General features: G+C 44.1%; 10 protein-coding genes and 1 pseudogene. 2 read left to right on the plus strand and 9 right to left on the minus strand.

Features of this window, described 5'->3' with window-relative positions:
- Positions 1 to 148: 148 nt before the first annotated feature.
- The 7 genes from ACED28_RS13590 to ACED28_RS13620 all read right to left on the minus strand — a co-directional run bounded on the left by ACED28_RS13590 (position 149) and on the right by ACED28_RS13620 (position 8776).
- Positions 149 to 1033, minus strand: coding sequence for a PA4780 family RIO1-like protein kinase (locus ACED28_RS13590; RefSeq protein ID WP_371710079.1), 885 nt, complete (start codon positions 1031 to 1033; stop codon positions 149 to 151).
- 89 nt (positions 1034 to 1122) lie between these two features.
- Entirely contained in the window at positions 1123 to 1266 is a 144-nt protein-coding gene (locus tag ACED28_RS13595; protein ID WP_076671818.1) for a DUF2256 domain-containing protein, read from the minus strand.
- A 262-nt stretch (positions 1267 to 1528) separates the two neighbouring features.
- Positions 1529 to 5245 carry an AAA family ATPase gene (locus tag ACED28_RS13600; RefSeq protein WP_371710058.1) on the minus strand — a complete coding sequence of 1239 codons (3717 nt, stop codon included), beginning with the start codon at positions 5243 to 5245 and terminating at the stop codon, positions 1529 to 1531.
- Positions 5246 to 5250: 5 nt separating this feature from the next.
- Positions 5251 to 6504 (minus strand): exonuclease subunit SbcD, encoded by a 1254-nt coding sequence (gene sbcD, locus ACED28_RS13605; RefSeq protein WP_371703225.1) that lies wholly within the window; start codon positions 6502 to 6504, stop codon positions 5251 to 5253.
- A gap of 238 nt (positions 6505 to 6742) precedes the next feature.
- Positions 6743 to 7399 (minus strand): glutathione S-transferase family protein, encoded by a 657-nt coding sequence (locus tag ACED28_RS13610; RefSeq protein WP_371710059.1) that lies wholly within the window; start codon positions 7397 to 7399, stop codon positions 6743 to 6745.
- A gap of 307 nt (positions 7400 to 7706) precedes the next feature.
- On the minus strand, positions 7707 to 8303 hold the full coding sequence (locus ACED28_RS13615; RefSeq protein ID WP_041472819.1) for a LysE/ArgO family amino acid transporter: 597 nt from the start codon (positions 8301 to 8303) through the stop codon (positions 7707 to 7709).
- Positions 8304 to 8317: 14 nt separating this feature from the next.
- Complete coding sequence (locus ACED28_RS13620) at positions 8318 to 8776, minus strand: GNAT family N-acetyltransferase (RefSeq protein ID WP_012604063.1); 459 nt, start codon at positions 8774 to 8776, stop codon at positions 8318 to 8320.
- 226 nt (positions 8777 to 9002) lie between these two features.
- On the opposite strand from ACED28_RS13620, the pseudogene ACED28_RS13625 reads away from it, so the two are divergent.
- Together ACED28_RS13625 and ACED28_RS13630 are read left to right on the plus strand one after the other, a co-directional pair.
- Positions 9003 to 10327, plus strand: a pseudogene (locus tag ACED28_RS13625) (diguanylate cyclase).
- Positions 10328 to 10453: 126 nt separating this feature from the next.
- Entirely contained in the window at positions 10454 to 11197 is a 744-nt protein-coding gene (locus ACED28_RS13630; RefSeq protein ID WP_371710060.1) for a class I SAM-dependent methyltransferase, read from the plus strand.
- Between the two features lie 140 nt (positions 11198 to 11337).
- Here the strand turns inward: ACED28_RS13630 and ACED28_RS13635 are convergent, their stop codons facing one another.
- Together ACED28_RS13635 and ACED28_RS13640 are read right to left on the minus strand one after the other, a co-directional pair.
- Entirely contained in the window at positions 11338 to 13332 is a 1995-nt protein-coding gene (locus ACED28_RS13635; RefSeq protein WP_371710080.1) for a TonB-dependent receptor domain-containing protein, read from the minus strand.
- 253 nt (positions 13333 to 13585) lie between these two features.
- Positions 13586 to 14506 (minus strand): LysR family transcriptional regulator, encoded by a 921-nt coding sequence (locus ACED28_RS13640; RefSeq protein WP_371710061.1) that lies wholly within the window; start codon positions 14504 to 14506, stop codon positions 13586 to 13588.
- Between the last annotated feature and the right edge of the window lie 148 nt (positions 14507 to 14654).

The raw sequence follows: 14654 nt of genomic DNA on the forward strand, positions 1-14654 counted from the left end.
TTAGTAGTTAACTCGATGCTGTCGGATGAAACTAAAGCTGTTGGTTGAAACTAAAGCTGTTGGTTGAAACTAAAGATGTCGTTTCAACGAAGGGCACTCTGAGGATTCAGCTAAGGATCAAAACTGATCATTATTTTTACTATTACCGCTACTCAGCCCAATTGAACTTACTGTCGTCCACACCTTCTTTTTCTTCTTTAACACGCTCGCGTCGGTGTTGTTCTTCAATTCGCGCAGCGTCTATCTCTTGCATAATGGCTTCGATGTCTGCCAAATCGTCAGTTTCCGTAAACTCGCCCGTCAGTTTGCTATCTGGCTTTAAGTCGCCTTTCTCGTACAGCGCCCACATTTCCTTGGCATACTCGGTTTTCGCCAATTCGGGAGCAAACTGAGCGTAGTAGTCACGGATATTATTGATGTCACGAGCCAACAGCCACTCAGCATTGTTGTTCGCCGAAGCATCAACCGCTTGTGGTAAATCGATAATCACCGGGCCGTACTCATCCACCAATACGTTGAACTCAGACAAGTCACCATGGATCAAACCGACACACAGCATTTTAACTACGTAGGTCATCATCACAGCGTGGTCTTCGATCGCCTGCTCTGCAGACATCACGACATCGTTCAAACGTGGCGCAACGTAACCATCATCGTCAGTGACCAGTTCCATAAGCAGTACGCCATCAAAGCAACCATAAGGGACAGGCACACGAACACCCGCTTCTGCCAGTTTATATAAGGCATCCACTTCAGCACTTTGCCAAACCTTTTCTTGTTGTTCACGACCAAAGCCTGAGCCTTTTTCCATCGCTCGAGCGCGGCGGCTATTTCGGACTTTTCGGCCTTCACGATACGCGGTCGCTTTTTTGAAGCTGCGTTGGCTAATTTCCTTATATACCTTGGCACAACGGATCGTATCGCCGCAGCGCACAATGTACACCGATGCTTCTTTGCCACTCATGAGTTGGCTTGTCACCTCGTCGACTAAACCATCGTCAACTAAAGGCTGTATTCTTTTAGGTATCTTCATGCCGTCTTTATACATGAGTTACCTGACAGATAAAATATTAACTCGTTAAATGAGTGGTTATTCTCAATAGATTCTTAAATGAAGGGAGATTATGTGGGTTTTGTCTTATGGCGACGACAACGTTCAGAGCAATAAATCACCTCTTCCCAACAGCGTTGCCATTTCTTACGCCATGAGAATGGTTTGAGGCAAACGGGACATGTCTTGGTGGGTAGATGTGGTTTCTTGTGCATGACCGCTTCCTTGTCGATAAATCCATTAACCTATTCGTTGAGGAGAGATTCCCTATTACGCTCGTCCCTCACTTAGGGAATGACGGCGGTTATTCTAATCGTTCCTGACTCTAGTGAGTGACTACGGTGTTGTTACTAACAGCCCCCGACTCCGCCACCCTCGAGAAGGAGGAACGACTGAGTCGGGGATCTGCTTATCCAAACAGATTCGGCTTTATCTGAACTGACTCTGCTCAAATTCGACTAAGCCCGCTTAATCAGGTTAAGCAATAACCTTGTATTGCTTCTCCATCTCACTCACACCTAAGCCAGAGTGTTTTGTTACTTTAAGCTGAACAGGCACTCGCTCTTTCAATGCTTCAACGTGACTGATGACGCCAACCATCTTGCCTGATGCGTTCAAGTTATCCAGCGCGTTTAGAGCAATGTCCAATGTGTCACTATCGAGCGTGCCGAAACCTTCATCTAAGAACAGAGAGTCAATACTGGTTTTGTAGCTCACAAGATCAGAAAGCGCTAATGCCAGCGCCAAGCTCACCAAAAAGCTTTCGCCACCTGATAACGTTTTGGTATCACGCATAACATCGCCCTGCCATGTATCAAGCACTTGCAGCTCTAAACCATCATCGGCTTTACGTTTTAGCTCGTAACGACCATGCAAACGCTGTAGCTGCTTGTTCGCCAAGTACACCAAGTTTTCCAGTGTTAGACCTTGAGCAAACTTACGGAACTTGTCGCCGTTCTTAGAACCGATAAGTGAATTCAGACGTGAAATATCATCAAAGTCGACCTGTTGCTCGTCTATTTGCTTAAACAGATCTTGCTGATTACTGCGGTTCTGGCTATCCGTTTCAAGATTGGCAGAAATCGCGCCGATCTTTGTCGCATGGCTTTGTTGTGCGTTTTGGCATTCAGTAGTCGCTTCTTCAACTTGCTGTTGGTCTTGCTCTTGCCATGCTTTAGCATTTGCGTGGTTTTGTAGCTCCACTTGCGTCGCTTTGGCGGTGTTCAACCTAGCTTGTGCACTGACAATCGCTTCGTCCAAAGACTTCTTCAGGCTTTGAAGTTGAGTTCTAACCTCTTCATCCAACAACGCCGCTTCAAAATTTACCTCATCTTCGAATGGGCTCGTTTTCAGTGCTTCTAACCAAGCATTCGACGCTTGTGTGTAACTTGACTGCTTGCTAGTCAACTCTTCAGAGAAGCTAATGTGTTTGGTTTGCTCAGTTCGATGTTCCAGCTCGCAGCGGTTAAGCACCAACTGCGCGGCATCAAATGCATTTACCGCTTCGGTGACTTTTTGCTTCATCGCATTGCTGGTGGCTTGAATGTCTTTGTCACCAAACAACTCTGTTCTTTCAGCCGTTACACGAGTCAGTTCTAACACTAGAGACTCACTCTGTTGCGTCAGTGTCGCGAGCTCTTTCTCAACACTGCTTAGCTTGTCATCTAAAGTTTTCAATTCGGCATTTTGAGTAATCAGTTGTTTCTCAATATCGGCCTTTTGCTGTTTAGTTTGCTGCCACATGCTTGATGCTTGTGATTTAGCAGTAAACCAATCATCGATATGTTCAAGTTCAGGCGCTTCGATAGCCGTTTGAACAATGCTCTCTTTCAGAGCGTTCCATTGCTGTTCTTTTGCTAGAGCTATCTGAGCCACTTGTCCGTTCGTGCTGTGATTTTGCTTATTCAGATCCGCTAAGCGTTGCTCGGCCAACTCGAGATTAGACTGCGCCTTGTCAACCATAACACTTGCAGACAAGCGTTGTTTATCAGCTTCAGCATAGTGTGCTTTCGCATCAGCCAACGCCTTGAGTTGCTGTGAGCTCTGACTTAGTTGAAGTTCACACTGCTGAGCAAAGGTCGCGACTATAGCTTCATTGCCTAAATCGTTAATCGTTAGCAGCGCCAGTTCAGGAGCCGTGCCAACGAAATCCGATAAGCTCTGTTGAAGCTTGCCGACAACGCCTTGCCAATTCAATTGAGCCTGCTGAATATCCGCTTGTGCACGTTGGATGTCATCGTTAAGCGCCGCAATCATTGGGGCCAGAGAATCTAATTGCTGACGATGCTCTTGGCCTTCTTTTTTGATGGCCGTTAACTCTAGGTTTTCCGTTTCTTTTTGAGCAACCAAATTTGCAATATCTTGCGACTGCTCAATCGAATGGTCTGTTGAACCACACAGTGGGCACTCAGTTCCAGATTCCAAAGCCGCACGGTATTTCGCCAATTCGCCTTCTTGATCAATCAATCGCGTTAATCGTTCAAGAGACGTCTCTTTCTCTTTATATCGCTCGACTAACACTTCACGTTCTTTCGAAAGCTTGTCGACCAATTGGATGTTGGTCTGATGTGCCTGAGTTTTAGCGTGCAGCTGTTGCTGGGCATTTAGGAAGCCACGGTTGATCTCAAGTAATGAGTGCGTATTGCGATTCCAGTACTCCAACAGATCTTTTTGCGCATTCAATACTTGTTCGCTGGTGTTGCTTTGCAATGCTTCCCACTGTTGCTTTGCACTACTCTCTAACACAACCAATTCACTTAAAGTTTTGTCTTGCGTTGCTTTAGCGTCTTGCGCAGATTTGATGATCGTTAGCTGAGTATCAACCGCAGACAAAGTTTGCTTCGCTGAGTTTAACTGTTCTGCATGCTGACGCTCTAGAGTACGAACTTGCTCTACCTTTGCTTGCCACTGACCTAAGTATTTTTCCAGATGTTGGTCAGCTTGATGTGTATTTAAGTACTCAGTGCTGAGTTGATCTTGTTGCTTCAGTGCATCTGTTTTTTGGACCAAAACGACTTGTTGATTACGCTGCTGCGTATGTTGCTCGTTTAGCGTATTCGTTGCATTAACGGCCGCAGTTTGCTTATCTTTGAGTACGGCAATTTGGTTATCTAGCGGACGCACCAGATCGATGATCTTCTCTTGTTCTTGTTGCTCGGTTTTAACCTGTTCGACAATTGCACTGCTTTGAGTCAGTTTAGTTTGCGCGTCTTGCTTCTCTGCATCACGAACGGCAAGTAACTTAGTGCAGTTATCTAAATGAGCTTGAGTAGTGTTCACCTCTAGTTCGCAACGCTTTAAATCTTTGTGCATTGGGCGCAGCTTTTCAGCCGGTTCACTGTATGCCAAACGCTCTAGTGATGGTTGGTTACGGCCTAGTTTATCTTGAGCTGTTTTAAGATCGTGCTCACTGGTCGCGATAGTTTGCTCAGCTTTAGTCACGTCTTTCCACCAGCTAAGATGCGCTTGCCACTCTTTTAATTGCTCGGCTAAACGCTTCTGCTCGGCTTCTAGCGTTTCTCGTTCTGCGGTTAGCTCTTTGATTTGCTCTTCAGACAGTAAGCTCACACCTTCTGCTTTCGCTTTAAGGTGATTAAGCGACTCTTCACTCGACTTGAAATGATCGTAGATGCGCTCAGAGATCAGGCTATAGACTTCTGTACCCGTCAGCTCTTCAAGTAGCTCGGCACGGTCGTTAGCATTGGCATTTAAGAACGCCGCAAACTCACCCTGAGACAACATGATCGATTTAGTGAAGCGTGAGAAATCGAGACCGGTTACCTGCTCCACTAACTTGGTCTTCTTGGTCAGCATGGTCTCTAAGACTTTGTCGGTGTCCGCATCCGCAAATTCGCACGTTGGTGTTTGTAATGCGCCATCGTGTTTTCCACGCGCTCGCTTTTGGTGGAAGTTAGAGCGATACGTTTTGCCCTGCACTTCAAACTCCAGCTCAGCAAAACACTCACCCGTGCCACGCGTCATTAATTCATTGTTGCCCTTAGCGACGCTCTTTAAACGCGGCGTGCGGTGGAACAATGCCAAACAAATCGCGTCAAGAATGGTGGTTTTACCCGCCCCTGTTGGGCCAGTAATCGCAAACAAGCCATTTTCCGCAAACGGTGATTGGGTAAAATCGAGCTTCCAACGTCCTTTCAAAGAGTTCAGGTTTTCAAATTCTAGGCTTAAAATCTTCATACTGGTTACTCTTCTACTTTGTTTGGCGCTTGAGCGCTCTCAGACACTTCAACCATCACTTGTTTAAACTTCACCGTCATGCGCTCTAAACGCGCTTTTTCAGAATCGGTTTCAAATTCTTCTAAGGCAATACGCTTCGTAAACACGTCCATCGGGCTCAATTCTGACAGCGTTTCTGCCGACTCTTGCTCTAATGCTTGATTGCGACGCTCTCTTGCTCTGCGCAATTGAAGCACTTCCACATTCAAACCTTCGGTTAGTGTGCGCATACGCTCTTGAAGATCCGACAAGTAATCTTGCGCTTGCACTTCTATCGATAACCACACGCTTTGGTCGCTATCTAAGCCTATATATTGATTCAGTTGAGATTCGATCTCGCTCAAGTCGCCTTTGATTTCAGCTAGGGGTTGGAACGTTGGAACTGGCAATTGAGAAATGGTGCGCTCGCCTTCAACAAACTCAACCACACATACCTGCTTTTGAGATTTAAGTTCATCAAAGCTTAATGGTATTGGTGAGCCGCAGTAACGAATGTATTCACGCTTTGCCACCACTTGTGGACGGTGGATATGACCAAGTGCAATATAGTCTGCGTCTGGGAAGCCATCAGCGGCAAAACCATCAAGGTTGCCGACATAGATGTCGCGTACAGAATCCGATTGTTGAACACCCATCGCCGTTAAATGACCAGTAGCGATAATCGGCATGTGCTCTCTGTTTTCAAACGTCGCACGTTTTTCTATAGCGGCATCATAAACACTTTGGTAGTGCTGTTTAATCGCTTCGCCGAGTTGTTTTTGGCGTTCAACACCGGTGACACCCGCCTGGCTGGTCAACACATCGCGAGGGCGAATAAAAGGAATGGCACAAACCAGCGCTTCTACATCGCCGTTCTTGCCTTTTAGTTCAACAACCTGAGTCGCATGATCTTCATTGGTATTAGGAATCACGTCTGCGCCCATGTATTTGAGCAGCTGTTGTGTCTCTTTTAGCACAGACACCGAATCGTGATTTCCACCTAACAACACCAATTGACAGCCGATCTTGTTCGAGTCGACCACGAACTTGTTATACATCTCACGAGCGTAACTCGGCGGTGTGCTGGTATCGAAAATGTCGCCAGCAACAATGATCGCGTCGATGTCGTGCTCTGTAACTTGCTCAAGTAACCATTGTAAAAACCGTTCATGTTCATTCTTACGGCTTTTATTGTAGAAGTTTTGGCCAAGATGCCAATCGGACGTGTGAAGAATCTTCATTGCTGCTCACTGGAAGTCTGTAATCCCTTTAATTTATCAAAATACCGATCAACTACCAAATGAGTTAGCATTATTTACCGTTTATAAGCTTGTGAAAACCAACTAATTTCAGGCTTTGGATCAACTATGCCCATAGCGTGACCAATCATTATTTTTGACATAAAAAAACCGCTCAACGTTAGAGCGGTTTTAGTTGTCTCTGGCCTAAACTATACGCCGTAAATTACTTAATCTTTATTTAGCGAGATTCAGCGAGACTAGCCAAGTAGTTATTCGTTAAATAAAATCCGCTGAACTTGTCAATAAAGTCCGCTGGAACGGTTTTATCGGTCAATCCAGATTCAATCAGAGCCGCTTGCCAACTCTGTACTTTCGGGAAGCTTTCTAGCATCTCGAAGCCTGAACGCTCTTTAATTACAAATGCTCGGTGTAACAGTGGTAACCAAGCGATGTCGACGTTAGAGATGTAGTCCCCTTTAAAGAACTCAGTATCACCCAGTTTTTTCTCTGCCTTTAGGAACGCCTTTTGTAAATTGGCTAAGCGTGTTTCAAATGTCTCTTTGTCTTTACTCGCCATGGTGCCGCACTGTGGCATGTAATGTTTGCTCGCTTGATAAGACCAAGCACGGTCGAGTGCTTTCTGCTCGGGTGAAACCTCTTCAATAGGCGTATATTTATCGTCTAGATATTCAACAATTGCATCAGATTCAAAAAGGACGGTGTCGTTCTCTGTAATTAATACAGGTACCTGCCCGTTCGGTGAGATATCCAAAAACCACTGTGGTTTGTTATTCAGTTCAATGTACTCAATTTCAAACGGGACGTTTTTCATTACTAGTGAACCCATTACACGTTGAACAAATGGGCAGTTTTTAAAGCTAATCAATTTAGTCATTTTTGGCTCCGAATCGGGTTAATAATTTCTTGTTACACCCCTAAGACGAACCCAAAATTCAAAAGACGAAGAATAATTCGTTATTTCACGAAATAATTTAATTTGTTGTTATCAGGGCGTTTAAAACCAACAAAGAAATGCGAAATCTTTGCAAAGAATAGTTAATAGCTAGGGAGGCGAGACGGAGGGATACAGTACTAATTACTAATTACTAATTAACGAGCTAACAAGCTAACAAGCTAACAAGCCGTACTTTCCCCCACCAGCATTCAACTGATGAGGAGAAGTTAACGAAAGCAGAGCAAAACTAAACAACCAAAGATAGTGCAATAGATGCCATGATCACTCCTACAACAAACTCCAACATCTTCCATGATTTCGGGTTCTTAAACATTGGAGCTAAGAATCGTGCACCATAGCCAAGTAAAAAAAAGAACACGAATGAAGCCGATACTGCACCTGCACCAAACAACATTTGATTTGGTTGATATTGTGTAGAGATAGAACCCAGCAATACCACAGTATCCAGATACACATGCGGATTAAGCCAAGTAAACGCTAAGCACATGGTAACTGCTTTGGTTAAAGAGTTTTTGGTTTCGACACCGGCTTCTAAGGCATGATTTTCGGTAAATGCTGAGCGAAAGCTCAAGAATGAGTAAACCCCTAAAAAGATAGCCCCACCGTAACGAGCAAACTGCTCAATTTGTGGAAACTGATCAACGATTGCACCAAAGCCCATCACACCAAAGCTGATCAGTAATGCATCTGAAATCGCGCAGACAGCACAAATAGCAAACACATGCTGATTCTTTAAGCCCTGTTTAAGAACGAACGCATTTTGAGAACCGATCGCGAGAATAAGCGAAAGCCCGAGAGTAAAACCTGCAAAATAAGTCGGCATCAAAGGTTAGCCTCTTAACGTAACTCAATACTCATGAAATGACTGTGCGGGTCTAACACATAATTAGCAAAAGGTTCACAGTAACCAAAGCCAAATTTTTGATACAAATTACGCGCTGGCTTAAAGTAGTCTTCCGATCCCGTTTCTAGGCTAATACGTCGATATTGGCGAGCGGTTGCCGTATCCAAAACGTGCTGCAATAGCTTGCTTGCGACACCGGACTTTCTTGCAAACTGCGAGGTTCTCATTGACTTCAGTTCAGCGTGTTGTGTATCAAGCTCTTTAATGGCGACACACCCAAGCAGTTGGCTGTCTTTCCAAGCACTGAAAAAAGTAATCTCTGGCGACTTGAGCCCATCTAGATCCAGTGCATGAACGCTTTCGACTGGCGATGTCGCATACATATCAGCTAAATGCTCTTCGAGTAGCTCAATAACCTCTCCACCCGACAAATCATCAATTTTTATTTCCATAACTCTTTAATTATCCTTAATAATTTTTTTATCCGTTTTAGATACAGTAAAATTACGCTACCCTCAAAAAGTTGCGTACGGCACACTTTAATCACATAATCTCGTGACGCTTGCCGTGTTAGGTATCTGATAGCTTTGTCGATATACAGCAGTCACAATTTATTTACGACACCACCATTTATTTAAAGCACCTGTTTTTGGTGAGAGGATATGTAGTCAGATCTATATGAGCATCCAACTAGATTTAACCACAGCCACCCCTAGGCAGAATTTCGACTCTGCACAGGGCTATATTACGCTGCAAGACCACCGTGTCATCGATGTCGACGAAAACATTGCAAAAATCTTCGGTTACAGTTGCCGTGAAGCACTTCTCAACAACGTCGATTTTGTCTACTCATTAATACCCAAAGATTATCACGGCTCTGTCCGTGAACGTTACCTTTCTGCGATTAAAGGCCAACTGGGAAAGGGAAAGCTCTATAAAGATATTCCGGTGAATAACCGCCTTCTCTCGCTGTTTGGCCTTGCTCAAGCGGTCAGAGTCAACGACCGCCCCGCTCTTCGTGTAATGATCATAGATATTACCTCAGTTGTTGCTTCAGAGCGTAAACATCAAGAAAAAGATCGTATGTACCGGACTTTACTCAATAGTTCGAAACAGGGTGTGCTCGTCCACCAAAATTTCAAGCCTCTAATGGTTAATCAAGCCTGGGTTGAAATGCAGGGTGCCAAATCGATAGAAGCAGTGCTCGCCATGGACTCAATCATTTCAATTATTCCGCCGGACAGTCGTATCAATGCCATGAGACGCAGCCAGAGTATTCTTGCCGGTGATACACCAAGCTTCAGTTCTGTGGTTGAAAACCAATGCTTTGACGGGAGTAAAAAACACTTCAACATCTACGACAACATCATTAATTGGGAAGGCGAGAAAGCGATTCAAGTGGTGATAGAAGACGTTTCCGACAAGGTGATATAGAACAAGAGCTACTGCACCGCGCACTTCACGACGAGCTAACACAAGTGTTCAGCCGCAGTGCCATTTACGATTGGTTAAAAAAGCCGTTAAAAGAACAAACTGAGATGTCTTGTTTACTATTGGATATTGATGACTTCAAAAAGATTAATGACCAATTTGGACACAGTGTTGGTGACGATGTGATTCGTACTCTCGCGAATACCATCAAGAAGCACGTCAAAGCCTTGAACGGCGTGGTTGGCCGTTGGGGAGGTGAAGAGTTTATCGTCTTCTTTCCAAAAAACCGAACGACTCATGGAACCATTCTCAACACGGCATACTCACAAGCAAAAATTGTTGGTCAACGTATTTGCGAAGAATTTCGAACCCATCAATTCTTGGGATTTAATCGCACCAAGTTTCAATCAAGCGTCAGTATTGGCATTACCGACAGCTGCATCGTTCGTACCAACAACTCCCTAGATACGTTGATTCGAGTTACAGACGACGCGCTCTATCGTGCTAAATCCAACGGAAAAAATAGAGTCTCAGTAAACCACGAAGGTGCATGTATAGAGTGTGGCTCGTGAAACAATTGCTAAGCATCAAGAAAAGGTCATTTAAGCTTATAAGTTGACCCAAGATTTTCTTGTTATTTTTAAGTTCTAGTTTACTATGCGCCACCCCAATTTTTTCAGCAAATGCTGCAGGCAAACATGTCCGCCAACGCACTCTATACCGACCTATCCGGTTACTATGATTTAATGTGTGTCGATATTGACTACCAAGCGCAGAGTGACTGCGTTCGTAGGTTACATCAGATTTTTGGAAATGAAGGAAAAACACACCTCGACCTTGGATGTGGCACTGGACCACACGTTCGCCATTTTATTGATTACGGCTATCAAAGTAGTGGCCTTGATCTGAATAAACCAATGCTCAACATTGCTCAAGTTCGTTGCCCTGAAGCTAACTTTTCAGTACAAAACATGAGTAACTTTGAGGTCTCAGAACCGCTCGATCTTATCACTTGTTTCTTGTATTCCATCCATTACAACGACGGTATTGAGAGACTAAAAGAGTGCATTGCAAGCGTGCACCGAGCTTTGAAACACGAAGGTGTCTTCTGCTTCAACGTGGTTGATAAAGAGAAGATAAGCAATGACTTGTTTGTTCGACATACAGCCAACAAAGAACATGATGACTTTACCTTTCGCTCAGGTTGGTACTACTCCGGCGAAGGTAGTAAGCAAATGTTAAAGCTAAGTATCGAAAAAACGACTGCGGGTGAAACTCAAGTATGGAATGACGTACACCCTATGGTGGCATTCTCGTTTAAGGAATTGATCGAGATATTGAAGCCCTACTTTGAGGTTCATATTTTTGAGCACGATTATGACAAGCTGCTGCCTTGGGATACCAAATCAGGTAATGCTTTGGTCACTTGTGTAAAAATCTAGGTAAGCCAATTCCAAACGAATTAAACCGATACAAGCACACAAAAAAGAACCCACACTCGCCGTTCTCTTTATAGAGTATCGAGCCAATGTGGGTTCTTCGTTTCTATATGTATCTTCCTACCAAATCAAACACAGATTGATTAGAAGTCCGCTGTCATCCCTACGTAGTAAGTACGTGGATCTTCAACATAACCCATACTCTCTAGCTCTTGTGATACAGCTTCATCAGTCAAGTTAGTAATGCCTGCACGTACTCTAACTGAATCATTAATGTTGTATACGCCACCAATGTTTAAAGTAGTGTATGCATCTTGAGTCAAATCAGTTTCGATATTACGCTCTCCACGGTAACGCGCACTAATAAAGGCATTCAGATCGAAAGTTGGGCTCCAGTTCAGTTTAACTAAGCCTGAATGCTTGTAACGCTCAAGCAGTTCTTCACCCGTTGACTTATCTTCTGTGTCTAAGAACGTGTAGTTACCAGACACGCCCCACTCATCGGTAATCTGGAATTGACCCGTAAGTTCGGCACCTTGAACCACCGCCTCAGATACATTGGTATAAGTACGCTTCCCTTTCACATAGCCAGTAGAACTAGAACTGTCTGCGCATCCTTTACCCGATTCAAACACTCCGCCGTTCTCGCAGTACGTTTCATCGCGATCAATAAGGTCATTGATTTCGTTGCGGAACAAGGCACCTTCAACATTCCAACGTGGTTGGTTGTATATTGCTGCAATTTCATAGTTCAAGCTCGTTTCAGGCTTCAAGTTTTCGTTGCCATATAAATCGCACGCTCCCTTACAGCTATTAACTGTGTAGTCGGCTTGGTTTTGAGTCAGCGAAGGTGCTTTGAAAGCCTTACCTACACCACCTTTGATGATGAGGTCATTAGTCGTTTGGTGAACTAAATACACACGCGGGCTGAATTCTTCACCGTACAATTCGTGCTTATCTAAACGTCCACCAATGGTTGCGGTGAGTTGTTCAGTCATCAACCACTGGTCTTGAACAAACAAAGCACCTTGATACGCTTCTGATGTACCGTTGATCAAGTTTTCTTTGTTGGTTAATTCGCTCAACTGGTAGTCCATACCAAAAGTTACGGTGTGACTATCACCAAGATAAGTCGTTGCTGACGCTTCTACTATTTGAGTTAGCTCTTCTACATCGCTACTGTAATTGTTACCTAGATCAGCGGCATCGTTGTCTGTCACGTTTTCACGAGAGTAACGAACTTGTGTGTCACCCCAGTTCCAAAAACCGCTGTGTGTAATCGCTTGACTGTTACGTACAACATTACTATCCACTAGGTTCGAACCTGTAGCGTGTTCTGCTAAACCATCACGTTTATCGTCACTATAGCCAAGGTCCAAATCAATCGTCTGATTGTCTGTCATATTCCATGTCAGGTTGGCAAGCAAACTTAAAGTGTCGCGTTCCTCTAGAGCGGTAATATTCTCACGACCATTACCTGTATATGGTTGCCATGCGTCACGCGAGGTTTGATTTAAAGAAAAACGCGCAAATAACTCATCATCAATCAATGCACCGGACGTGGTAAAACCAACAGAATATTCTTCCCCACCATTGCCGTCTAATGGAGACGAAGTGTCCATGTTAATCGTTGAGCTCCAATCATTTTCTGGAGCTTTGGTGATGATGTTGATTGTGCCACCCATACCATCTGAACCGTAAAGTGCAGACATTGGGCCGCGGATAATTTCAACACGTTCGATTGACTCAGCTGGAATAGTCGAGAGATCGAAATCGTTACCACGAATGATGGCACTTGCAGAGCTTAAGCGACGGCCATTCCCCATGATAAGCGTATAGTCTGAATCCATACCACGAATAGAGATCATCTGACGGCCAGCACGTGTGCTATCAAAATCAGATTCCACACTCGTTGATTCTGCAACGATGTCAGCCAAAGTGATTCCAGGGCTGTCTTCGATGTCTTGAGCGGTGATAACCGACATTGAAGCTGGCACTTGTTTTAGAGCCATTTCAGTACGAGTTGCCGTAACAACCATTTGCTCATCTGTCGCTTGCGCTTCTTTTTGCGCTAACACGTTAGCCGATAGTGAGGTGCAAATAACAGCTACTGCGACCGAAAGGGGTTTACGAATCATAAGAGGTTTGCGAACTATAAGGTGCTTGCGAACTAAAAGAGGCTTGCGAATCAACAGAGATTTCTCAGACATGATATTTATTCTTATATGTAATTAGTAATGATAATGGTTTGCATTAAACAGTCAGTTATCACTCCAATCAACGAAAATTTCATGCTGAAAATTCATTATGATTATTCATTTATCAAATAATGCAGACAAAATATATTCAATTCATTAGCATTGAGCCCGTAACATTCATGTGCCAGATAACTTAGGAGTATGTCTCTTTAAATAGTTCACGAATCCAACGGCACATAGGGTCATTGTGGAAACGTTTATGCCAGTAGAGATATACGTCTTCTGATGGGCTCCTGATCGCTTTGGGTACGCGTTTACAAACGAGGTTTCTCTGTTTTGCTGCTTGTTGAGCGAAAGGTGTCGGCAGGTGAAAGATGATATCGGTCGCTTCAGCCATATCTGGAGCGACGTTAAAGTTAGACAGTTGAATCGGTATCGATAGCTGACGCTGCTTATCGATCAAGCCCAAATCTTTGAAACGACTTTCAATCGAGAGCTTCTTATCCCCTTGCAGTGAGATCTGGCCGAGTTGGCTACTCAATAAATCATCAACGGTGATCTCTTTATCCGCCAGAGGGTGGTCTTTGCTCATCAATAACCGATAGTCGCGACTGATTACGAACATTCGATACAAGTTTTGTTCAGAACTTAATGGTTCATGCGTCGACAATACAAAGTGCGCATCACCTGATAACAGAGGTTCAAAGTGTCGTTTAGGAATCGAGTCGATATCGACAACCATATTCGGCGCTTGCTTGCGGATTTGTGCCACCACTTTTGGTAACAAATGCGAGACTTGCGGAACCAAGCCAAAGAACCGAACGGTACTATTGCTCGTCTGCGGTTCAAATACGTCTCCATGTACCAATTTCTCAAGGCGTGTGAGCACAGAGTTGAGGTCTTGCTTAATGACTTCTGCTTTCGGAGTTAACTCATACCCATAGGCTGCGCGGACTAACAAGTCATCGTTGAATACCGTTCGTAGTTTTTGTAGTGAACGACTCACCGTCGGTTGGCTCATGCCTAGCGCCAAGGCTGTGTTTGATACGTGCTTCTCTTCAAGAAGGTGTTTAAGAATAACGAGTAGGTTAAGGTCGACCTGGGCAAGATTCATTATAAGGATATTCAAAATACTGAAGATTCAATATGCGTATAGTGCTATTTCCCCAGAATTAATACAATTGATAATCACTCTTACTTTGATGTCATACAATGTGAAGTGCCGAATTTGATGCTAACTAAGTTTTTGAAAGGCTTATTTG

This window comes from Vibrio sp. 1F253 (assembly GCF_041439295.1).
Classification (GTDB): Bacteria; Pseudomonadota; Gammaproteobacteria; order Enterobacterales; family Vibrionaceae; genus Vibrio; species Vibrio tasmaniensis_A.